23 protein-coding genes are annotated in these 20549 nt (G+C 32.5%); all 23 read right to left on the minus strand.

From position 1 onward, the window contains the following. Window positions 1-5 precede the first annotated feature (5 nt). A complete protein-coding gene (locus tag BN2665_RS16040) occupies window positions 6-863 on the minus strand; it encodes a MinD/ParA family protein (RefSeq protein ID WP_055668101.1) in 858 nt (285 codons plus the stop codon). Continuing rightward, complete coding sequence (flhF, locus tag BN2665_RS16045; RefSeq protein ID WP_055668102.1) at window positions 857-2053, minus strand: flagellar biosynthesis GTPase FlhF; 1197 nt, start codon at window positions 2051-2053, stop codon at window positions 857-859. Before flhF ends, BN2665_RS16040 begins: the two co-directional genes overlap by 7 nt. Next, the gene (gene flhA, locus BN2665_RS16050) at window positions 2054-4123 is read right to left on the minus strand and encodes a flagellar biosynthesis protein FlhA (protein WP_055668103.1); all 2070 of its coding nucleotides are present in this window, start codon (window positions 4121-4123) and stop codon (window positions 2054-2056) included. Window positions 4124-4139: 16 nt separating this feature from the next. After that, on the minus strand, window positions 4140-5981 hold the full coding sequence (locus BN2665_RS16055) for a fused FliR family export protein/FlhB family type III secretion system protein (protein WP_055668104.1): 1842 nt from the start codon (window positions 5979-5981) through the stop codon (window positions 4140-4142). Between the two features lie 11 nt (window positions 5982-5992). Then, window positions 5993-6262 carry a flagellar biosynthesis protein FliQ gene (fliQ, locus tag BN2665_RS16060; protein WP_055668105.1) on the minus strand — a complete coding sequence of 90 codons (270 nt, stop codon included), beginning with the start codon at window positions 6260-6262 and terminating at the stop codon, window positions 5993-5995. 14 nt (window positions 6263-6276) lie between these two features. Beyond that, on the minus strand, window positions 6277-7047 hold the full coding sequence (gene fliP / locus BN2665_RS16065; protein WP_423229861.1) for a flagellar type III secretion system pore protein FliP: 771 nt from the start codon (window positions 7045-7047) through the stop codon (window positions 6277-6279). Further along, complete coding sequence (gene fliO, locus BN2665_RS16070; RefSeq protein WP_242865962.1) at window positions 7037-7390, minus strand: flagellar biosynthetic protein FliO; 354 nt, start codon at window positions 7388-7390, stop codon at window positions 7037-7039. Before fliO ends, fliP begins: the two co-directional genes overlap by 11 nt. An 11-nt stretch (window positions 7391-7401) precedes the next feature. Beyond that, window positions 7402-7926 (minus strand): flagellar basal body-associated FliL family protein, encoded by a 525-nt coding sequence (locus tag BN2665_RS16075; RefSeq protein WP_055668108.1) that lies wholly within the window; start codon window positions 7924-7926, stop codon window positions 7402-7404. Then, window positions 7926-8663, minus strand: a complete 738-nt coding sequence (locus BN2665_RS16080; protein ID WP_055668109.1) for a flagellar motor protein MotB — start codon at window positions 8661-8663, stop codon at window positions 7926-7928. The genes BN2665_RS16075 and BN2665_RS16080 overlap by 1 nt, the downstream gene beginning before the upstream one ends. 2 nt (window positions 8664-8665) lie before the next feature. Then, on the minus strand, window positions 8666-9469 hold the full coding sequence (locus tag BN2665_RS16085) for a motility protein A (protein WP_055668110.1): 804 nt from the start codon (window positions 9467-9469) through the stop codon (window positions 8666-8668). A 13-nt stretch (window positions 9470-9482) separates the two neighbouring features. Continuing rightward, window positions 9483-9674, minus strand: coding sequence for a flagellar FlbD family protein (locus BN2665_RS16090; RefSeq protein ID WP_055668111.1), 192 nt, complete (start codon window positions 9672-9674; stop codon window positions 9483-9485). Between the two features lie 188 nt (window positions 9675-9862). Beyond that, entirely contained in the window at window positions 9863-10936 is a 1074-nt protein-coding gene (locus tag BN2665_RS16095) for a flagellar hook-basal body complex protein (protein WP_055668112.1), read from the minus strand. An 88-nt stretch (window positions 10937-11024) separates the two neighbouring features. After that, the gene (locus BN2665_RS16100) at window positions 11025-11411 is read right to left on the minus strand and encodes a TIGR02530 family flagellar biosynthesis protein (protein ID WP_055668113.1); all 387 of its coding nucleotides are present in this window, start codon (window positions 11409-11411) and stop codon (window positions 11025-11027) included. Window positions 11412-11424: 13 nt separating this feature from the next. Then, window positions 11425-12177, minus strand: a complete 753-nt coding sequence (locus BN2665_RS16105; RefSeq protein WP_074042322.1) for a flagellar hook assembly protein FlgD — start codon at window positions 12175-12177, stop codon at window positions 11425-11427. Between the two features lie 13 nt (window positions 12178-12190). Then, a complete protein-coding gene (locus BN2665_RS16110; protein WP_055668114.1) occupies window positions 12191-13603 on the minus strand; it encodes a flagellar hook-length control protein FliK in 1413 nt (470 codons plus the stop codon). Window positions 13604-13607: 4 nt separating this feature from the next. Then, the gene (gene fliJ, locus BN2665_RS16115) at window positions 13608-14045 is read right to left on the minus strand and encodes a flagellar export protein FliJ (RefSeq protein WP_055668115.1); all 438 of its coding nucleotides are present in this window, start codon (window positions 14043-14045) and stop codon (window positions 13608-13610) included. Window positions 14046-14106: 61 nt separating this feature from the next. Further along, entirely contained in the window at window positions 14107-15414 is a 1308-nt protein-coding gene (gene fliI, locus BN2665_RS16120) for a flagellar protein export ATPase FliI (protein WP_055668116.1), read from the minus strand. A gap of 23 nt (window positions 15415-15437) precedes the next feature. Next, the gene (locus tag BN2665_RS16125) at window positions 15438-16205 is read right to left on the minus strand and encodes a FliH/SctL family protein (protein WP_055668117.1); all 768 of its coding nucleotides are present in this window, start codon (window positions 16203-16205) and stop codon (window positions 15438-15440) included. Then, window positions 16189-17202, minus strand: a complete 1014-nt coding sequence (gene fliG / locus BN2665_RS16130; protein WP_055668118.1) for a flagellar motor switch protein FliG — start codon at window positions 17200-17202, stop codon at window positions 16189-16191. The genes BN2665_RS16125 and fliG overlap by 17 nt, the downstream gene beginning before the upstream one ends. 6 nt (window positions 17203-17208) lie before the next feature. Then, window positions 17209-18783: a flagellar basal-body MS-ring/collar protein FliF gene (gene fliF, locus BN2665_RS16135; protein ID WP_055668119.1), complete on the minus strand. Its 1575-nt coding sequence runs from the start codon at window positions 18781-18783 to the stop codon at window positions 17209-17211. Between the two features lie 19 nt (window positions 18784-18802). After that, window positions 18803-19108, minus strand: a complete 306-nt coding sequence (gene fliE / locus BN2665_RS16140; RefSeq protein ID WP_055668120.1) for a flagellar hook-basal body complex protein FliE — start codon at window positions 19106-19108, stop codon at window positions 18803-18805. An 11-nt stretch (window positions 19109-19119) separates the two neighbouring features. After that, window positions 19120-19548, minus strand: a complete 429-nt coding sequence (flgC, locus tag BN2665_RS16145) for a flagellar basal body rod protein FlgC (protein ID WP_055668427.1) — start codon at window positions 19546-19548, stop codon at window positions 19120-19122. A gap of 7 nt (window positions 19549-19555) precedes the next feature. Continuing rightward, on the minus strand, window positions 19556-19960 hold the full coding sequence (flgB, locus tag BN2665_RS16150) for a flagellar basal body rod protein FlgB (protein WP_055668121.1): 405 nt from the start codon (window positions 19958-19960) through the stop codon (window positions 19556-19558). Between the last annotated feature and the right edge of the window lie 589 nt (window positions 19961-20549).

Here is a 20549-nt window from a genome sequence, read left to right on the forward strand (position 1 = left end):
ACTCCCTATGAAAAAATACTGAATATCTTTTTAAATAAGCCTTTTGCACCAGTTCCTTTAATTATTTCTTCATTACCTAAAATCTTATTGGCAATATTTATTATATCCTTTGAAGCATCACAGTTTGGAAAGCTTATAACAAAGGGAGTCTGAGTTCTAACCGCTTGAGTCAATTTTCTATCCTCTAAAACAGTCCCTAGAAAGTCTAATTTCATCTTCAAAAAATTAGTAACTGCATTATCAAACTTTCCAAAGGTAATATCTCCCTCTTTATAATCTATGGCTTTATTTACTATAACCTTAGCTTTATTTTTAATTTTAAAATGGTTAACTGCTTTTAATAAGCTATAAGCATCCGTTAGTGATGTAGGTTCCGGAGTAGTTACTACAATAAGTTCATCGGCACAAGCTATAAAAGCTAAGACACTCCTGTTAATACCTGCTCCTGTGTCCATTATAATATAATCTAAATCCTCAATAGACTCTAATTTATTTAAAAATTTATCTCTTTGTCTATCATCTAAATCCTCTATTTTATTAAGTCCAGAACCACCTGGCAATAATTTTACTCCAAAGGGACCAGTGATTATTACATCCTTAATTTCTTTGTTACTAAATATTATATCAAAAACATTAAATTTTGGCAAAAAACCCATTAATACATCATCATTACCCATACCGATATCTGCATCAAAAATCATAACTTTTTTCCCCATTTGCTGAAGAGCTATGGATAAATTTACAACAATATTGCTCTTTCCTACTCCACCTTTTCCAGAGGTTATTGTGATTATTTTAGGTTTGGAAGGAGTACTATTGGTACTATTCATCATTTGTCTAAGTCTTTCAGCTTGATCTAGCATATACCGTCCTCCCCTAGCACAAGACTTACTATGTCTGATGGACTTAATTGTTTTATGTCATCCGGTACATTTTGACCAGTAGTTACAAAACTTAGCGGTTTCTTAGCAGAATCAAGAATATTTAAAATAGAACCATAGGTATTTGTTTCATCTAATTTAGTAATAATAACATTGCTATAATTTAAAACCTTGTATCCTTCTATAATAGATTCAATATCCTTATTCTTAGTGGTACAGCTTAAAACTAAATGGATATTCTCAGTATTAACTTTATCTACAAAAGCTCTTAATTCGGAAATCTGCATTACATTTTTACTGCTTCTTCCTGTGGTATCTATTAGTATAACATCGCAGTTATTCATAGACTCTATGGCTGCTTCCATCTCCTTTGTAGTAATAACTACTTTAAAAGGTATACTCATTATCTCAGCATAGGTTCTTAGTTGTTCTACTGCTCCAATTCTATAAGTATCCACAGTAATCAAACCTACCTTTTTCTTTTCAACTAGAGCTAATCTACCTGCTAACTTAGCTATAGTAGTAGTTTTTCCAACTCCTGTAGGACCAACTAATATCATGACTCCATCCGTTTTACTTTTACCTACACTTATAATATTTTCAATAGCATTCTTTACTTTTAATTCTTCATTTAATTCCTCAGACTCTTCTTTATAGCTTTGTATTACTTTTTCAATGACCTTTTCATTAGCATCATTTTCTTCTAATATAGCTTGTACCCTGCTTTTCTCTTCTACTGGCTTATTAGAAGTATTAAAGATGCTATTAATCATACCCTTCATCTCTCTCATCTCTTTTAAAAGCTCATTATCGTCTTGCTTGGTAAGGTTATTCATAGATGTTTCTTTTCTTGTAGGCTCTAGTACAGTTGGAGTTTTTTCCTTTTCAGCTGCTATAATTTTTCTTAATGCAACTAAGCTATCCTGTACATTTTCCTCCTCACTTTTACTATATCCATCTATTTTTTTATTATTTTCTAACTTTTTATCATTTTCTCTTTTATCATTTTCTATAGCAGCAGTTACTTCAATCATTTTTTTAGAAAAAAAGCCTTTAAAACCAGGCTTTTTTACCTTTCTTTGGCTTATTATAACTGCATCCTTACCAAGCTCATATCTAATTCTAGTCATGGCCTCATTCATGTTATTTACTAGATATCTCTTTATTATCATCTATATGGTCACTACTCCTTCGGTTCTTATTTCAACATCATTTGGAATTTCATTTAATGAAACTACCGCTATATTAGGATAGACCATTTCTATAAGTCTTCTAAAAGCTGGTCTAATCTTTGGAGAAACAAGAATAACTGGCTGATTCTCATGGAAGTACACCGTATCTAGTACATATCTTATAGAGTTTAATATTTGCCCAGTAGTATCAGGATCTACCGCAGGGAAGGTTCCTTGAATAGACTTTTGAAGATTATTGCCGATTATATCTTCAACCCTAGGATCCAAAGTGGCTACAGTTATACTCCTATTTTCATCAACAAATTGATTACATATACTTCTTCCTAAAGCAAATCTAACGTATTCTGTTAATACTTCTATATCTTTTGTATTTCTAGCGTTATCTGCTAATGACTCCAATATAGTAACCATATCTTTAATTGATATCTTTTCCCTTAATAAATTTTGAAGTACCTTTTGAAGCTCACCTATGGTCATAAGATCTGGAATCAACTCCTCAACTACAGCGCTATATCTCTCCTTTACAGAGTCGATAATTAGTTTGACTTCCTGTCTTCCTAGTAATTCATAAGAATGTGCTTTTATGGTTTCAGTTAAGTGAGTAACCATTACTGTAGTAGGATCTACCACAGTTAGCCCTTTTATCTCTGCTTCTTCTCTTTGATCCTTATTTATCCATACCGCAGGTAAACCAAAAGTTGGTTCTACAGTTTTTATACCTGGCATATCTAAGTTCTCATTAGTAGGATCCATGCATAGTAACATATTAGGCATTAGCTCTGAATAAGCTATGATTGTTCCTCTTATTTTAACCACATATTCATTAGTTTTTAACTGGAGATTATCTCTTATTCTAATAGGTTGAACTACTATGCCCATCTCTATGGCGCATTGCCTTCTAACAGAAGCAATTCTCTGTAACAGATCTCCACCTGAAGCTTCATCTGCTAAAGGTATTAATCCATAACCAATCTCTACCTCCATAGGTTCTACAGATATTAGATTCATTACATTTTCTGGTTCTTTTTTTTCCGTTTCAATTATTTCGGCCTGTTCTGTTTCAATCTGCTGTATAACTTTTTCCTTTTCATCTTTATATAAAAAGTAAGCTCCTACCCCTGCTCCTATAGATAATGTTAAAAAAGGAACAGTAGGCAGTCCTGGTATTATAGCTAAAAAGAACAATACTGCTGAAGCAAGAGCCATTACTACAGGAAATCCTGTAAGCTGCCTAGTAAGAGCACTACCTAAATTCTCATCCGTTCCTGAACGAGTTACCAATATACCAGAAGCAGTAGATATCAAAAGAGCAGGTATTTGACCAACTAGTCCATCCCCTACAGTCAATCTGATATAGGTAGTAGCTGCTTTGCTTATATCCATATTAAGCATTACCACACCTATGATAATACCGCCTAATATGTTTATTACAGTAATTATTATACCTGCTATGGCGTCTCCCTTAACAAATTTAGAGGCTCCATCCATAGCTCCATAAAAGTCCGCTTCCATTTGCAGTTTTCTTCTTCTATCTCTAGCGTCACTTTCATCAATTAATCCAGCATTTAAATCCGCATCTATACTCATCTGCTTACCTGGCATGGCATCTAAGGTAAATCTTGCTGACACTTCAGAAACTCTGCCTGCACCATTAGTAATAACTACAAACTGTATAATTATGATTATTAAAAATATTATAATACCAACTACATAGTTTCCACCTATAACGAAGCTACCAAAAGCTTCAATAATTTGCCCGGCATAAGCTTCCGATAGTATTAACCTAGTAGAAGATATGTTAAGTGCTAGTCTAAATAAAGTGGTTATCAATAGTAATGTTGGAAATACTGAGAATTGTAAAACTTCAGTGGTAAACATTGTTAATAGCATTATCATAACTGACACTGTTATGTTAATCGCTAATAAAATATCCAAAATAAACGGAGGCAATGGAATAATTATCATAAGAACTATACCAATTAATCCAAAGGCCACTATAGTGTCAAATCTATCTTTTATATTAAATTTAGATAAGCTATTTCCTGCCAAGCCATCTCACCCTTTGCTACTTATATGTTTTTTTCTTTTTTAATTTTAAAACTAATGCTAGTATCTCAGCTACAGCTTGATACATATTAACTGGAATTTCAGAATCTATATCAACCTCTGAATAAAGTAATCTTGCTAGAGGTTTATTTTCAATGACGGGTACCTCATTTTTCTTAGCTATTTCTTTTATCTTTAACGCTACATAATCGCTTCCCTTAGCTACAACTATAGGAGCTTCACTTCTGCCTTCCTCATATTTTAATGCTACGGCTAAATGGGTAGGGTTTGTAACTACCACGGTAGCATCTGGCACGGACTGCATCATTCTTCTAGTTGCAAACTCCCTTTGTTTCTGCTTTATTTTAGACTTAATTTGAGGGTCTCCTTCATCCTGCTTGAATTCTTCTTTCACCTCTTGCTTCGTCATTTTTAAATCTTTATTATACATATATCTTTGGTATATGTAGTCAGCCAAAGCTAGAATAATCATAATTATAGTTATTTTAGTAAATATGCTTATAACTAAGTCCCCCATGACAGAACCTAGAGAATTTATACTTAGATTGCCTACATTTAATATTTTAATGTAATTGTCTTTCACAAAATTATAGGCTACATATCCTACTATACTTACTATACCAATGTCCTTCAATAATTCAACTGCAGTTCTACTGGAAAATATCCTTTTAAATCCATTAATCGGATTAAGCTTTGATAGTTTAGGTTTTAATGGTTCTGAAGTAAGTAAAAAACCCGTTTGTATATAATTCGCAAAAACACCCACTGCTGTTAGTGGTAGAACTATAGGTAAAAAAGTCAAAAGAAATTTCAAAACTAAATTTATACTATTTGAATTAAGGTTCAGCAAATTTACATCTTGAGTTATGCCATCCTTAAGATAATGTATCATTAAAGATTTCAAGTTATTGCCAACATAAGCTCCTAATATTGAAATTACTAAAGTTGACGTCAGCAATGTTAATGCCAAAGGCACATCCTTACTTTTAGCCACCTGCCCTTTCTTTCTAGCATCTCTCTTTTTTCTAGGGGTTGCCTCCTCTGTTTTATCTTCTGAGGCAAATACAAAGACTAAAGGAACATATTTATAAAGTTCTCTAAATATATTGGGCAACTCATCTATAGCTAACACTATAGCTTTTACTATTAAAGGTAGAGCTAGAGAAAAAGTAGCTAAGCCTACTAAAATTTTCATAGGCATTCCTAATATCATAACATTTAGCTGCGGCACAGGCCTAGACACCAAGCCTAAAGATAAGTCTACTATTATCATTATAAAAATTATTGGAATGGCTATTTTAAAGCCTATAATAAAATATTTAGAAAAAATCTCAAAAATATAAGTTATGGATCCATCAGTAACCAAAGAATTTCCTAAATTAACTATATTAAAACTGTCAATCATTAAATTTATAAGCATATGATGGCCATCTATAATAAAAAATATCATGAGACTTAACCAATATATAAGTCTTTCAAATAAGGTGGAATTACTTTTAGTATTAGGATCAAACATAGATAGCATGGCAAATCCTAATTGCATATCCATATAGCTTCCTGCCATTCTTATAACATTAAAGCATAAGTTAGTTATAAATCCTAGCACCAATCCTGTTACTACTTCATTTAAGCAGTACATAAATAGGGTCCAATTAGAGTTTATATTGGATAAATAGCCATATTTGATTCCCGGTACCAATATAAAAGAAAACATGAGTCCTAAGAACACTTTCATTATACTAGGAGTACCATTAGGGAAAAAAGTGGGTACTGTAATAAGAAAAGTACCTATTCGTAAAAAAATTAAAATTACTGCTGTAAAGTATAAGACATCAATCAAAGTATTTCCCCCTATTGAACTATATTGGCAATAACATCGAAAATCCTCTCTGTAAATCTAATTATAGTATTAAGCATCCAGCTGCCAGCTATTAATCCTACAACAGCGATAGCAATAAGTTTAGGAACGAAAGTAAGAGTCTGCTCTTGTATCTGTGTAGTAGCTTGAAAAATACTTATCAGTAAGCCTACTATTATAGATACAAGAAGTATAGGTGCAGCCACTAGCATGGCTGTTGATAGAGCATCTTTAATAATGCCCATTATCATGGTTTCACTCATAATATTTTTTCACCTCACGAAAAGCTCATAATTAAGGACTTAACCAGTAGATACCATCCATCCACCATTACGAATAATAATAATTTAAAAGGCATGGATATCATCACTGGAGGAAGCATGAACATCCCCATAGACATAAGAACACTAGCTACCACTAAGTCTATAATTAAGAAAGGAATGTATAGTAAAAAGCCTATCTGAAAGGCTGTTTTTAACTCACTTATAGCAAAAGCTGGTATAACCACATAAAGAGGTACATTTTCTTTAGTAACATCTTCCCCTAGCTTGGCTACTTCCATAAAGAGTTTTAGATCCTTTTGGCGAGTTTGCTTAAGCATAAACTCCCTTATAGGCTTGGCACCTTCCTCTATAGCTTGCTCTTGATTAATTTTATTTTCTAAGAAAGGTTTAAAAGCTTTTTCATTCATATTATTATAAACCGGAGCCATTATAAAAATCGTCAAAAATAAAGCTAAGCCTATTAATATCTGATTTGGTATAGACTGCTGCGCGCCTAAAGCTCCTTTTAAAAAGGAAAAGGTTACAATTATTCTTGTAAAGCTAGTCATCATTATCACAAAGGACGGTAATAATGTTAATAGAGTTAAAAAAATCAATATTTTAATATTATCTACATAATCCTTAGGAGTACTTGCCCCATCTACAGAAAAATTAATCTTAGGAACAGGTACATTTTCAGGTGCCGCATTTGCTTTTATGGCAATAAAGCATAATGTTATTACCGCAAAAAGCAATATAAGGCCATATCTTTTTTTATTTTTCATCATCATATCTTCCTTTAACCTTAAGTTTGTTATAAAAATCTTTAAGATTACTATATTGAGGAATTGCTTTATAAGCTTCAACCTTTTTTATTTCTTCCTCTGGTAACTCCATAAGTATTTCTACTCCTTTATTACCAGAGGAAATTACATATGCCTTTTCTCCTATTTTAACAATTAATATAGAATTATCCTTTGAAAGAGATAGTCTTTCCATAACTTTTAAATATTTAGTGTTTTGAATCTGTTGAAGCTTTCCTCCTCCATACTTAATAGATATAAAAAACAAAAATAGTATAAAAGGTAGGAAAATAGCAATTTTAAAAAGTAACACCCAAAATTCCATAATCATCGTCCCTATTGAACTAAAATATCATCAAAATATATACTAGTTATTCTACCATCTTTAAACAGTGGATTAATCTTATCTAATAGTTCCTTTTTCAAATCCTCTTTACCTTTTTGAGTCATATCCGTAGCTTTTTTAGATGTCAATACAGTAATTACAGAGTCCCTCAAAATAATTTTTTTAGGCTCCATTTCTTTTGCTAAATTTTTATTCTTTTTATCATATCCAATGGATATTTTAGCCTTTAAATATCTTTTTCCACCCTCGTCAGACAGATTTACTGTAAATTCTCCCAAATCAAAAATATTTTCATCAATTAGTAATACTGTTGGTATATTATTAGAGTTTACAACATTAGGAGTTACTGCTTGAGTGTTATTATTATCTTTAAAAAATATAAAAAATCCTGCAAAAGCTGCTCCACCTAATAAAATTAATGTTAATAGAATAATAATAATAATTTTTAATCCACTACCACTACTCTTTTCTTTTTCTTTTTCTTTTTTATTAGCATTCACTTTCTTCTCAGCCATTATTTTTTCTTCTCCTTTTCTGTAGCTACTATTAATATGTTTACCCTTCTATTCATAGCCTTATTATCTGCAGTGTCATTTGGTGCCACGGGCTTAAATTCACCATAGCCTGCTGCTGAAAACCTTACAGGATTATGACCTCTCTGTTCCACAAAATATCTTACTACATTTACTGCTCTAGCAGTAGATAACTCCCAGTTACTTTCAAACTTAAAGGTATTAATGGGTAAATTATCAGTATGCCCTTCCACTATTATATTGTTAGGAAAGGTGGAAATCAAACTGTTTATCTTATCTAAAATACTCTTACTATTATCCTTTAAATCAGCTTTTCCAGACTCAAATAGTATATTATCCCTAAGCTGGATTATTACACCTCTCTCATCTTCTTTAATTTGTACTGAAGACTGCATATTATTCTTCTCAATAAACTCTTTCACTGTTGAATACATATCAGTAGCTTGTCCAACATTTTGTGCAGCATCTGTATTCATATCTTCTCCAACTAAAGGAGCATTCCCAGTATTTATATTATATTCTAATATTGAAGTTCCTCCTTGACCTGAAAGAACTGTTTGCATTGCAGCAGATAGATTTTTTAGCTTTTGAGCATCTACTGTTGAGAAAGAATACAGCAATATAAAGAAGGTTAATAATAAAGTTACAGTATCAGAGTAGGTAGCTAACCATTCTTGTCCAGAAGGGCCACCATTTGATTCCGTTTTCTTTCTTGCCATTATTATGCAACTCCTTCTTGCAATTTTGTAACTTCACCATATTTTTTTCTTTCTTCAGGAGATAAATAACATATTAATTTCTCTTCCACTATTCTTGGATTTACACCAGATTGTATAGCCAAAATTCCTTCTAGAAGCATTTCATTAAGTCCAGATTCCTTTTCACTTCTTAAAGCTAATTTTGCGGCCATAGGTGTGAAGATTAAATTCGCCATAACAGCACCATAAAAGGTTGTTATTAAAGCAACAGCCATACCAGAAGCAATCTTGCTTGAGTCATCTAATCCATCAAGCATTTGGATAAGTCCTATTAAAGTACCTATCATACCAAAAGCTGGAGCATAGGCCGCCCACGATTTTAGCATGTCTATACCTATTTTGTGTCTCTTCTCCATTTCTCCTATTTCAAGTTCCATTATTTCCCTAATAGTTTCTGGCTCAATTCCGTCTATAACCATCTGTAAGCCTTTTTTTAGATAATCATCCTCTATATTTGAAACTTCATCCTCTAAAGATAACAAGCCTTCTCTTCTCGCCTTTTTTGAAAGGCTTGAGAATCGTTCAATCATATCTATTTTAGATGATTTAAGTTCTTTAAAGGATTCTATTATAATTGAACCTAGTTTGCTTACTTCTCTAAAAGGATAATTAATTAAAAGAGAACAGAAGGAACCAAACCCTGTAATTATAATGGATGGAAAATCATAGAATATCTTTAATTTAGATCCTCCCAAACTCATTCCCCATAGCAATAATATAATACCTGCTACGACACCTAGTAAGGTCATTAAGTCTTGCTTTTTCATGTCTAAATGCCTCCTAAATACTTAAAGTAAAAATCCTATTTTTATATTTTATAACTCTATTAACTACTTCTTCTGTGGTTTCTAACACTATGTACTTTTTTCCATTGACTAAAGTAATTAATGTTTCAGGTACTTCTTCTATTTTTTCTATATGTTCTGCATTTAAAATAAACTCTTTATGGTTAAGACCGGTAACATTTATCATATAAACCTCCTTCATAAATTCACAATGCACAGTTCACAATTCACAATTAAGGACATTTTTCTGAGCAAAGCTTAGAAAAATTATAAATATAAAATTATCTGATTTTTTTCGACTAGCGAAAAAAATCTTCCTTAATTGTGCATTGTGCATTGTGAATTGTGCATTAAAATAAGTTATTCATTAAAAAACTATCTCTTTAGATTTATGATATCCTGAAGAATCTCATCCCCAGTGCTTATCATCTTACCGCTAGCCTGGAAGGCTCTGCTTGCCACTATCATATCTGTAAATTGCTCCGCTAGATCTACATTGGACATCTCCAGCATACCTTGAAGCATATCTCCATAGCCCTTGCTATTATCTTTTGTTGGGTCAGTTCCTATTCCACTCCTTACCACAGCATTTCCTGAGTTTGCAGAGTTTAAATAAAGATTTCCTCCTAGTTTCTCTAATCCAGCTGGGTTTTTAAAAGAAGCCATGGCTATTTGACCCAATACAGCTACTTGTCCACCTTCTACTACTCCTTTAATTAAACCATCTTTTTCAATGGAGAAAGAAATTATTCTCTTTTGAATAGCACCAGAACCAGTACCTGAACCAACAAAAATCTTTTCAGGTATTCTAAGTGTCTTTAATCCATCATTTGCCTTTAGATTTGATGCTGTTCCTGATACTGAATCTGCATCAACAAAAATGATGTTACCGCTAGCATCTATACTGCTTGATACAGCTGATGCTGCTCCTGCTCCTGATCCTGTTGGTTTCATACCGTTACCACTAACAGAATATCCCAACACTCTATATCCATCTGAAGTTAAAAGATTTCCTTCTGTATCTAATATAAAGGATCCATCTCTAGTATACATAATACTTAAGTTGCTACTACCGCTCAACTCATGATTTGCGTCTACAACTAAAGAAGTATTATCAAAGGTCCTTGGACCTTTAGCTACCATAAAATAACCTTCTCCATCTACAGCTACATCTAGGTTTCTTGAAGTAGGCTGCATCATACCTTGATACACTACAGTGTCTATCCCTGCAAGCTTTACTCCTAATCCTACTTGCTTAGGGTTAACCCCTCCTGTGTTTAAAGCTGGCCCTGAAGCTTTACCTGCACTTTGGCTAAGCATATCCTGAAATCTAACTCTAGAAACCTTAAAAGAAGTTGTTCCAACGTTAGCAATATTATTACCTATAACATCTAGCTTTGTTTGATTTACCTTCATTCCACTGATACCGGAATACATGGATCTTAACATATATATGACCTCCTATTATAAATTGCAAATTAATTTTCCCTTGCTTCCATCCTTCCGCAAGGTTAGAGCCTCCTTTTAAGGTCCAGCCCTATAGAATCACTACACTATCTATGTTAGTGAATATATTTTCTTTAGTTCTTTCCTTTTGCACTGCAGTTATTATAGTTCTGTTTTCAATACTAGCCACCAAAGCTATATCTTTGTATAGCAGCACTGAGTTTTTACTTCCTTTTTCCTCTGCTAAATTTATTCCCTCATTAATTTTCTTCATATCACCATCATCTAGTTCGATATCTTTAATTCTTTCTGCAGCATGATTTGATATTTTAAAACTATCCTTTGATTGAATCTCCTTCTCCAGTATAGCTTTAAAGCTTTCCTTAGTATTGTTAGAAATTCTTTCTTTGTTTACATTATTATACTGAGGGAAATTTCCTACTTCATAAAGCTTACCATTAATTACTCTAAAGCCCATTCTTTATTCACTCCTAGGGAACATCAACTTTTATTACATTATCAAGAGGTATGGTCTTAATTTCATCCTTCCCTTCCACTTGAACCTTTAACTTCACAATACCGTTTTCTCTTACTACTCCCTTAACTATTCCAACAATGTTTTTCTCCTCTGGCTTTTCTCCTTCTGAAGTACCGCCTTCACTACCAGTTCCTTGAGAATCTTTAACATTAAATTCTACTTTCTTCCCAATCATTGAAGCTCCTGCAAGTAGTGATGTATTTCCATTTAAGAAATCTAATCTATAATCTGGTACATCTAAGACACTATCAATTTCTGATGAATCAAATTCATATACATCTACTTTGCCATCTTTGTTAAGTTCTACACCTATTTTAAATTTATCTCCAATCTTTGTCACAGTTCTTACTATGCCTGCTACCTGCTTACCTGCCCCATCTACTAATTTTAAAGTAATTCCCTTCCCTACTAAATTATTAGCAGCATAGGAAGACATGGTGTTGTTTAAATTATACATCTGTTCCATGGAAGCAAATTGAGCCATCTGTGCAATGAATTGAGTGGAATCTTTGGAGTTCATAGGATCCTGATTAGAAAGCTCTGCAGACAGTATTTTTAAAAAGGCATTCTTATCCATAGCACCATTAGACTTAACTATCCTAGTACCTCTTTTTGTTTTGCCAGCTTCTTCATTTCCTATAGCAGTCTTAGGCCTTTGGAAATCAGAAGGTGCCTTGGTATTAGTTTTTACATTAACATCACTCATTACAATACCTCCTTTAAGCTAATATACTTACATTGCTATTCAAAAGCTTGTCCTTTTGTTCTGAGCTAACATTTAATTGTTCTAGTGTTAACGTTTCTTCTTCTCTTATAACGGAATTTTTACCGCTTCCGTTTTCGCTTTGATTTTGTCTGTTTTGATTATCTGAAAAACCTTGTTGCTTAAAGAAAGTAGTATCTTCGTTATAAATATTAATAGTAACTTCATTTACCTTAAACTGAGAATTGTTTAAGTTTTCGTTTAATTCTTTTATGTTAGCATGAAGAAGATTATAAGTATCCTTGTTATTAGTAGCTAGATTAGCCTTCATAATTCCAGCTTCCATAGTTAATTTGATAGTTATCTGTCCAAGTTCCTTTGGATATAATTTTACCGTCAGCTCTTTAAGGTTATTTACATCCATGTATTTTACAGCTTTAATTATATCTGCATTAAAAGTACTTTTATTTACCACCATATTTTCAGCAGAAGGTATTTTCTCTACATCTCCATTAAACTTAGTAAGGTTTTGCATAAACATATTTATCTTATTGCTCTTACCTTCATCACTGCTTCTAACTAAGGAGTTTAGTAGTTTTTCTTCCTTATTAGCTGCATGAGCATTAGTATCTGATGCTCCTTGTTCTTCTGTGCCACTTTCTGTAAGAATCTTGCTAATACTTTCTTCTTTAATGATTGGCTCTAAGTCCGTTACATTCTCTGGAGTACTGGTAGCTACTTTATTTTCTGTATTTTCTTCTTTTAAAATCTTGTTTATTAAGCCTTTAATTTGTGTCAAATTATCGCTATTAGCATCTACAGCATTTTCATTAGAATTTGGTATAAACTCCCATAAGCTTTCAAGATCTAATGACTCCTCAGAAGTTAAGGGCACTGATTCTAAATTATTTACTAGCTCCTTTAATGAATTTAGCAGACTATTGTTTTCCTTAAGCATATTAGCTAAAGCTACTATTTGTTGCTGAGGAGCATTTATGTTTTCTGCAGCGCTAATTAATTCTTTTATGCTGTTAACCAAGGCTTTATCCTCTGGCTTCATTTCGGAATTAGCATCTTTAGCTATAGATTGTAGCAGCTGCATAATAAGCGTGGCTATATCTTTAGTTATTTCTTTTTCAGGAGCTTTTTCAGCTAGGACATCTTCAGAATCATTATCTTTAACCTTTTCTAGCTCTTGTTCTCCAGTATTTACATTTTTTTCTGATTTATTTAGATTTTCGGCACTATCTTTTAATGACTTGTTTTCTGATAATGATTTATTTTCTGAAGTCTTTTCACTCTTAGAGCCTTGAGCATTATTGAGTAATAAGTTCTTAAACATATCTTCCTTATTTCCCACCGCATTTTTGTCTTTAACTTTAGCATTGTTTATATTTTCAACGCTTTTTACTAATGGCTTTATTTGCATTTTCTCACCTCCTTTCAGTCTTTCTTATATAGGAGTAAAGAGCAAATTCATCATTATTTATCTGCTCGATCCTATTCTGTTCTTTCACAAAGCTATCTAATTTTTTTTCCTTTAATATCTCTACTGTCTTTCTATCAATTTGCTTTCTCTTCAAATCTTCCCTTTTTTGTTCTAAGACAAATACCTTCTTCTCTAATTCTTTAGAAGTTTCATTTATACTGGTATTAATAACATTTAAATAATTCTTTTTTATTTTTTGCTGAATTAGAGTTTCATTTTTATTTATAACATTATATTTATTATAGTTTTCTTTAAGATTATTTAATTTTTCTTCTGTTTTAAGTTTTTGTTGCTGCGCTTCCTTAAATACTCTCTTACTTTCATCTTCCTTGGATATTCTAATATCTAATAGCTTTTGAAGTTTAAAATTAAAGCCCATCATAATTTCTATATCCTCTCTTAATTGTATTTCTCTTCTAAAATTACACTTATGTATATGAAGATCAGCTAAACATATTTTTTAATCTTTCAATACTTTCTGAAAAATCTGAATGGTCTTTAATACCTTGTCTCAAATAATTTATAATATTATCATAATAATTAATAGCTAAATCCACTTTTTTATTACTGCCTTTTACATAGGCTCCTATATTAATCAAATCCTCCGAGTCTTTATAGGTAGCCAATAAATCTCTGGCAAAGGAAGCTGTCTGCTTATGTTTATCCTCTGCAATTTCTGGCATAAGCCTGCTGACACTGTTTAAAATATCTATAGCAGGATAGTGATTCTTATGGGCTAGAGATCTAGATAATACTATATGTCCATCTAAAATACCTCTTACGGCATCGGCTATTGGCTCATTAAAATCATCACCATCCACTAACACCGTATAAAAAGCCGTAATAGACCCTTTATCAGACATTCCTGATCTTTCCATAAGTCTCGGAAGCATTGCAAATACAGAAGGTGTATATCCTTTTGTAGCCGGAGGTTCTCCTATGGCTAATCCCACTTCTCTTTGAGCCATAGCAAAACGAGTTACAGAATCCATCATCAAAATAACCTTTTTGCCTTGATCTCTAAAGTACTCAGCTATGGCAGTAGCCGTAAAGGCTCCCTTTAACCTTATTAAAGCGGGTTTGTCCGAGGTGGCGCAAACTATTATAGATTTTTTTAGTCCCTGCTCTCCTAGATCCTTTTCAATAAAATCTAAGACCTCTCTTCCCCTCTCTCCTATAAGAGCAATAACATTCACGTCTGCCTGTGCTTCTCTAGCGATCATGCCTAAGGTAGTACTTTTTCCTACTCCACTACCAGCAAATATACCTATTCTTTGTCCCTCTCCACAGGTTAAGAAACCATCAATGGCTCTTACTCCTGTAGGTAAAATATTTTTAATTCTTCTTCTTTTAAGAGGGTCAGGAGGCTCTCGGTCTAAGGCATAATAATCTCCACTAGTTATTTCTTCATCCTTTAGAGGGTTACCTAATCCATCTAATACTTTTCCAAATAGGTTATCACTGCACTTTACACTAAGGGGCCTACCTTGAGGTACTACCTTACACCCTGGTGCTATACCTATCAATTCTCCTAGGGGCATCAGTATTACATTATCATCCTTGAAACCCACTACCTCACAATATATAGGGTGATTTTTTTCATTATACACAATGCATAATTCACCTACGAAGGATTTTATCCCCTCTACCTCTACAGTTAATCCAATTACTTTTTTTACCTGACCTTCATAATGAATAGTATCACATTCAATAATCTTATTAATTAGGTAATCAAAGTTTATATCAATCATCAGCTAAGCCTCCCAAAATTCAACTACCCTAATATTTCTTTTCTTATCTTATCTAAACTATCATCTATATCTACCACTACACTACCATTATTTTTCTCAATAACCACATTACCATCTTCTAGTATATTGTCTTCTACAACAAATACTTCAGCCTTCATAGCTAATCGCTCTTTCCAGGCTTCTAGCTGAGATTTTAAATGAGACACATACTTACCTTTACATCTTATAACGCAAGAACTAGCACTTCTCGATTCGCCTAAAGCTTCAAAAATTATGTTATCTAGAGAAGAGTCTTTCTCTAACTCCCTTTTTAATATATGACCTGCTATAGTTAAAGACAATTGAATCAATTCTTCTTTCTTTTCTTCAAAGTATTTAACATACTGATCTTGAGCGCTTAAAAGTATAGATTTTGCATTATTCACAATATCTTCCGCTTCTTTTAGAGCTTTTTCAATATTAGCATCATAAGCCTCTTTATAGCCTTGATCATGCCCTTGGCTATACCCTGAAGTCACACCTTCTGAATATCCTTTTTCGTAAGCCTCTTTTTCTAATCTATGAGCGTCTTCTATGGCTTTAGAGGATATTTCATCGCTCTGTTTCCTAGCGTTTTCCAATATGGATTTTGCAAGATTTTCATAGTTTTCTATCATCTTCTCAGAAACTTCTTCATTTATATCTTCTAACTGAACTTCAGATAGCTTATTTGTAAAGTAAGAAGTGTCTACTAGCTTTTTACCTTGAGTTTCCACTCTGCTATTTTTTATGACACTATAAAATGATTGCATCTTCTCCACCTCTTGAAAGGACTATTTCTCCAGCTTCATCTAGCCTTCTAATAACTCCAACTATCTTTTGTTGTGCCTTTTCTACATCCATAAGTCTTACAGGTCCTAAGAATTCCATATCTTCTTTTAGAGAAGCAGCAGCTCTCTTAGATTGATTTCTAAATATAGCATTAGCCACTTCATCAGAACAACCCTTAAGCGCAAGAGCCAAATCCTTCACTTCTATCTCTCTTAAAATTCTCTGAATAGAAACATCGTCCAAGGTAATGATGTCTTCGAATACAAACATAGATTCCTTTACCTTTTCTGCTAATTCTGGATCTTCTCTTTCCAATACTTCAGTGATATTCTTTTCTGTAGTTCTATCCACTTGGTTTAATATATCTACTAAGGTATCTACGCCACCAATAACAGCTACATCAGACCTAACCACTGAAGAAAGCTTACTATCTAGAACTTTTTCAATCTCCTTTACTACCATAGGAGAAGTATTGCTCATAGTTGCAATTCTATAAGCTACTTCACTTTGAACCTCTTCTGATAGAGATGAAAGGAGCTGTCCGGATTTATCTGGCTGCAAATAGCATAGAATAAGAGCTATAGTTTGAGGATGCTCATTAGCTATAACATTCATTAGCTGATGAGCATCAGCTTTTCTTGCAATAGCAAAAGGTCTATATTGTTGAGTAGCCTCTGTTACTTTTTCCAATATCTCTTTGGCTCTTTGAGGTCCTAATGCTTTACCTAATAAAGTTCGTGCATAATCTAATCCGCCTTCTAAAATAAAATCCTTTGCTTGATTCATCACTACGAATTCATTCAGTATCTCTTGCCTCTGCTCTTGAGAAACAGAGGTTATATTTGCAATTTCATATGTAATCTTTTGAATTTCTGACTCAGGCAATCTCTTTATTATTCCTGCTGAAGCTTCTGGCCCAAGGGTAATAAACAGTATGGCAGCCTTTTGTATACCTGTCAACTTATTCTCTTTCGCCATATATTATCACCTCTCATCCTCAATTAACCATGATTTAATGATTTCTGCTACTTGTTCAGGCTTATCCGTAGCATATTTTTTAATTTCTTTTTCTATATGACTCTTCTCATCATTGACCTCAAAATTTATAGGTGCATACTGAATCTCTTCTTTAGGTGCAATTTCATCACCAATAACAACATCTAAACCTACTGCCTCTTCTAATGGCTGTTCTTTTGGTTTATTTTTCTTTCTTAAAGCAATAATAGTTATAATAATTGCTAGCAATGCTATTCCAGCTATAGCTATAGTTCTATACAATTTCATTCTTCTTTCTGCTTCAGCCTGTTTTTGCATCTCTTGCATTTCTTTTGTAGCTGCGTTCTTTAATTCCGGATCAAAAGGAAGACTTTCTACACTTATTTCATCTCCTCTGTCCTGTTTATAACCAATAGCTCCTGCTACAATATTTTTTATCTTTTGAGTAGAGGCTGCATCAAGATTTCCATCTACTATAACAGAAGCTGTTATTCTTTTAACCTCTCCTGGAGCACTTATAGTTTTACTTTCAGTTTTTCCTACTTCATAATTAGTTTGAGTCTCTTCCTTAGAGCTAGTAGAGTTGTTATTAGCATTACCTACAGCTCCATTATTCATATTATTGTCAACAGGACTTTGAGTTAGCCTGTCTCCATTATTGGTATTGTTTTCTTTCAATATTTTTTCACTTACTGGCACCTTATTAGGATCAATTATTACTACACTCTTTTGCTTAGAATCAAAATCTAGATCAGAATTAACTTTAACCTTAACTTTTCCATTTCCAATACTAGGTTCTAATAAGTCCATCAGTGCTAATTCTAATTTTCTTTCAAAAGCTGCTTCTATATCCTGCTGCTTTTCTACGGAACTGGAACTTACTAATTGCTCATTTTCATCCTTAAATATATCTCTGCTTAAAAGGTTCATCTTATCGTCAACAACTTCTACACTTTCCTTAGGTATTCCTTGTGAAGCTCCTGATACTAAAGCTACAATGGATCTTACCTGTTCTAAACTCAGCTTGTTTGATGGTTTTAACTGGATATATACTGCTGCCTTTCCTGGCTTAGCATCTCTTACAAAGGCGGACTCCTGAGCCGGAGTTATATGTACTCTAGCATTTTGTATCTGAGGAAAACTTTTAATAGTTTTTTCTATTTCCCCTTGAAGCATTCTTTGTTTTTTAAGCTTAAACTCTTCATCGGTCATTCCAAAGGAATTTCCACTATCCATAAGTTCAAAGCCTTTACTTCCATTAGTTATCTCTGGTGATAATTCTAGTCTTAATTGTTCTACTTGTCCTTTAGGTACATAGATATTATTTCCTTTTACCTTAGTATCTACTTTCATTTCTTTTAATTTGTCATTAACTATTTTTGCGTCATTTTTATCCATATTACCAAATAATAAGTCATATTTATTTGAACTAGTATAAAATCCTAAAAATACAGCGGCTAATATGATGGCTGCAATAGACGCCCCTAAGGCTATCTTCATACCCTTTCTCATATCTTTTAACCGCTGCAATACCCCCCTAATGGTTTCTGACAGCTTTCCCATTCCTTGCACTCCTTACCTACTATAACTGCATTCTATTTAACTCCTGATAGGCTTCTACTAATTTATTTCGTATTTGCACTGCCATTTGCAAAGAAATTCTAGCTTCTTCACTGGCAATCATCACTTCATGTATATCTACATCTTCTCCCCTTAAAAACTTTTGAGATAATTCTTCAGAAGATAGTTGTTTTTCATTAACCTTATCCAGATTGTTTTTTAGCATATCAGCAAAATTTTCAGATTCACTACCAATGTTATTTTTCTTTGTATCCACACTCATACTATCAAAAATTTTACCACTTGGCACAAATTCATTTATCTTCATATATTTTTCCCCTATCTACCAATTTCTAAAGCTTTAGAAAACATTTGTTTATTAGCATTTAAAGTATCCACATTAGCCTCATAGGCTCTAGTTGCAGCTATCATGTCTGCCATTTCATTTAGTATATTTACATTCGGCATAGTAACATAGCCTTCAGCATCGGAATCTGGATGAGTAGGATCATATACTCTCCTTAAGGGTGATTTATCTTCTTCAATGCCTACTGCTTTAACACCTAATAAAGTGTTTCCATTTTCTTTGCCTTTTGACATTGCATCGTCTAGATTAGTCTGAAATACTGCTACTTTTCTTACATAGGGTTTACCATCGTCTCCTCTGGTGGTGGTAGCGTTGACCATATTTGAAGTTATAGTATCCATTCTCAATCTTTCCGCAGCTAGTCCACTAGCACTGATTCTCAAAGATCTAAAAGCGTTCATCATCTAACTATCTCCCCCCGTTTATAACATACTTAGTATTGGATAATCTTCCATTTATCTGAGTAATTAAGGCATTATACATCAATGTGTTAGCAGCTTGATTAGCTTTTTCATTGTCTAAATCTACGTTATTTCCATCTTCTCTCATACTATGAGATTCATCTTGTTCCACCTTAATTTCCCCAAAATCATTACCATTCTTAAAATGTTTTTCATTAGTAGTTTTCATTTCTAACTCATCAGAAGCATTTTTTAGACTTTCCTCGAAGGATACATTAAATCTCTTATATCCTTTTGTGTTTATATTAGCTAGATTATTTGCTATAGCTTTTCCTCTGATGGTAGAGGCATCTAAACTTTTCTTTATTAGCTCATAGGTCATATTATCTTTTGATAATCCATTAAGATTCATAATTTCACCTCCACATTTATACTATAATTTAAGTAGAATTATATATCATATTATAAAGAAATGATTATTTTATTTTTTCTTTATATAATAGTACTTTTTATTATGATTTATATAATTTTACTTTATATTAAATAATAAAATTTGTCTACTAAATTCATAAGAATTAAGGTGGTTTTTGTAAAAGTAGATGTTGAAATAAATAGAAAATTTCTGTAATATGTTTTTATATGATAAAAAATGTTTAATTACCTAAAAAGTAAAAATTTTCTTTCACCATCTTTTCTTATTATATTATATTTTTTTATTTTTTTCTAGCTTTTTTTAATTAAAATTTATTTTAAATTTAATTAATGTATTTAGGGTAAGTTTTAGTACCTTCGAACCTTTATTTTTAGAATATTCTGAATATTTTCCGCTTTATACTTTGCTCTTCTTTTTCCAAAAATGTAAGCTTAATAATAATCTTCATTAAATAAATAAAAAAATAACTACAAAGCTATGTAGCAATGTAGTTATTTTTTTATTTTTATTTATTTATAATCCTTTTATTTAAAGAAATTGTTTAATTAAGTGCTATAATTATTTAAGC

The organism is Desnuesiella massiliensis (assembly GCF_001403615.1).
GTDB lineage: Bacteria > Bacillota > Clostridia > Clostridiales > Clostridiaceae > Desnuesiella > Desnuesiella massiliensis.

Excerpts from the sequence above, each read along its gene's own strand:
- BN2665_RS16085 (WP_055668110.1), bottom strand. The coding sequence starts at position 9,469 with ATGAAAAAGCAAGACTTAATGACCTTACTAGGTGTCGTAGCAGGTATT.
- BN2665_RS16090 (WP_055668111.1), bottom strand. The coding sequence starts at position 9,674 with ATGATAAATGTTACCGGTCTTAACCATAAAGAGTTTATTTTAAATGCA.
- BN2665_RS16075 (WP_055668108.1), bottom strand. The coding sequence starts at position 7,926 with ATGGCTGAGAAGAAAGTGAATGCTAATAAAAAAGAAAAAGAAAAAGAA.
- fliP (WP_423229861.1), bottom strand. The coding sequence starts at position 7,047 with ATGAAAAATAAAAAAAGATATGGCCTTATATTGCTTTTTGCGGTAATA.
- fliO (WP_242865962.1), bottom strand. The coding sequence starts at position 7,390 with ATGGAATTTTGGGTGTTACTTTTTAAAATTGCTATTTTCCTACCTTTT.
- fliG (WP_055668118.1), bottom strand. The coding sequence starts at position 17,202 with ATGGCGAAAGAGAATAAGTTGACAGGTATACAAAAGGCTGCCATACTG.
- flgB (WP_055668121.1), bottom strand. The coding sequence starts at position 19,960 with ATGAATCTTAATGGATTATCAAAAGATAATATGACCTATGAGCTAATA.
- BN2665_RS16110 (WP_055668114.1), bottom strand. The coding sequence starts at position 13,603 with ATGCAAATAAAGCCATTAGTAAAAAGCGTTGAAAATATAAACAATGCT.
- fliE (WP_055668120.1), bottom strand. The coding sequence starts at position 19,108 with ATGAAGATAAATGAATTTGTGCCAAGTGGTAAAATTTTTGATAGTATG.
- BN2665_RS16080 (WP_055668109.1), bottom strand. The coding sequence starts at position 8,663 with ATGGCAAGAAAGAAAACGGAATCAAATGGTGGCCCTTCTGGACAAGAA.
- flgC (WP_055668427.1), bottom strand. The coding sequence starts at position 19,548 with ATGAACGCTTTTAGATCTTTGAGAATCAGTGCTAGTGGACTAGCTGCG.
- BN2665_RS16125 (WP_055668117.1), bottom strand. The coding sequence starts at position 16,205 with ATGCAATCATTTTATAGTGTCATAAAAAATAGCAGAGTGGAAACTCAA.
- flhF (WP_055668102.1), bottom strand. The coding sequence starts at position 2,053 with ATGATAATAAAGAGATATCTAGTAAATAACATGAATGAGGCCATGACT.
- BN2665_RS16040 (WP_055668101.1), bottom strand. The coding sequence starts at position 863 with ATGCTAGATCAAGCTGAAAGACTTAGACAAATGATGAATAGTACCAAT.
- BN2665_RS16100 (WP_055668113.1), bottom strand. The coding sequence starts at position 11,411 with ATGGGCTTTAGAGTAATTAATGGTAAGCTTTATGAAGTAGGAAATTTC.
- fliF (WP_055668119.1), bottom strand. The coding sequence starts at position 18,783 with ATGGGAAAGCTGTCAGAAACCATTAGGGGGGTATTGCAGCGGTTAAAA.
- fliI (WP_055668116.1), bottom strand. The coding sequence starts at position 15,414 with ATGATTGATATAAACTTTGATTACCTAATTAATAAGATTATTGAATGT.
- BN2665_RS16095 (WP_055668112.1), bottom strand. The coding sequence starts at position 10,936 with ATGTTAAGATCCATGTATTCCGGTATCAGTGGAATGAAGGTAAATCAA.
- BN2665_RS16105 (WP_074042322.1), bottom strand. The coding sequence starts at position 12,177 with ATGAGTGATGTTAATGTAAAAACTAATACCAAGGCACCTTCTGATTTC.
- fliQ (WP_055668105.1), bottom strand. The coding sequence starts at position 6,262 with ATGAGTGAAACCATGATAATGGGCATTATTAAAGATGCTCTATCAACA.
- fliJ (WP_055668115.1), bottom strand. The coding sequence starts at position 14,045 with ATGATGGGCTTTAATTTTAAACTTCAAAAGCTATTAGATATTAGAATA.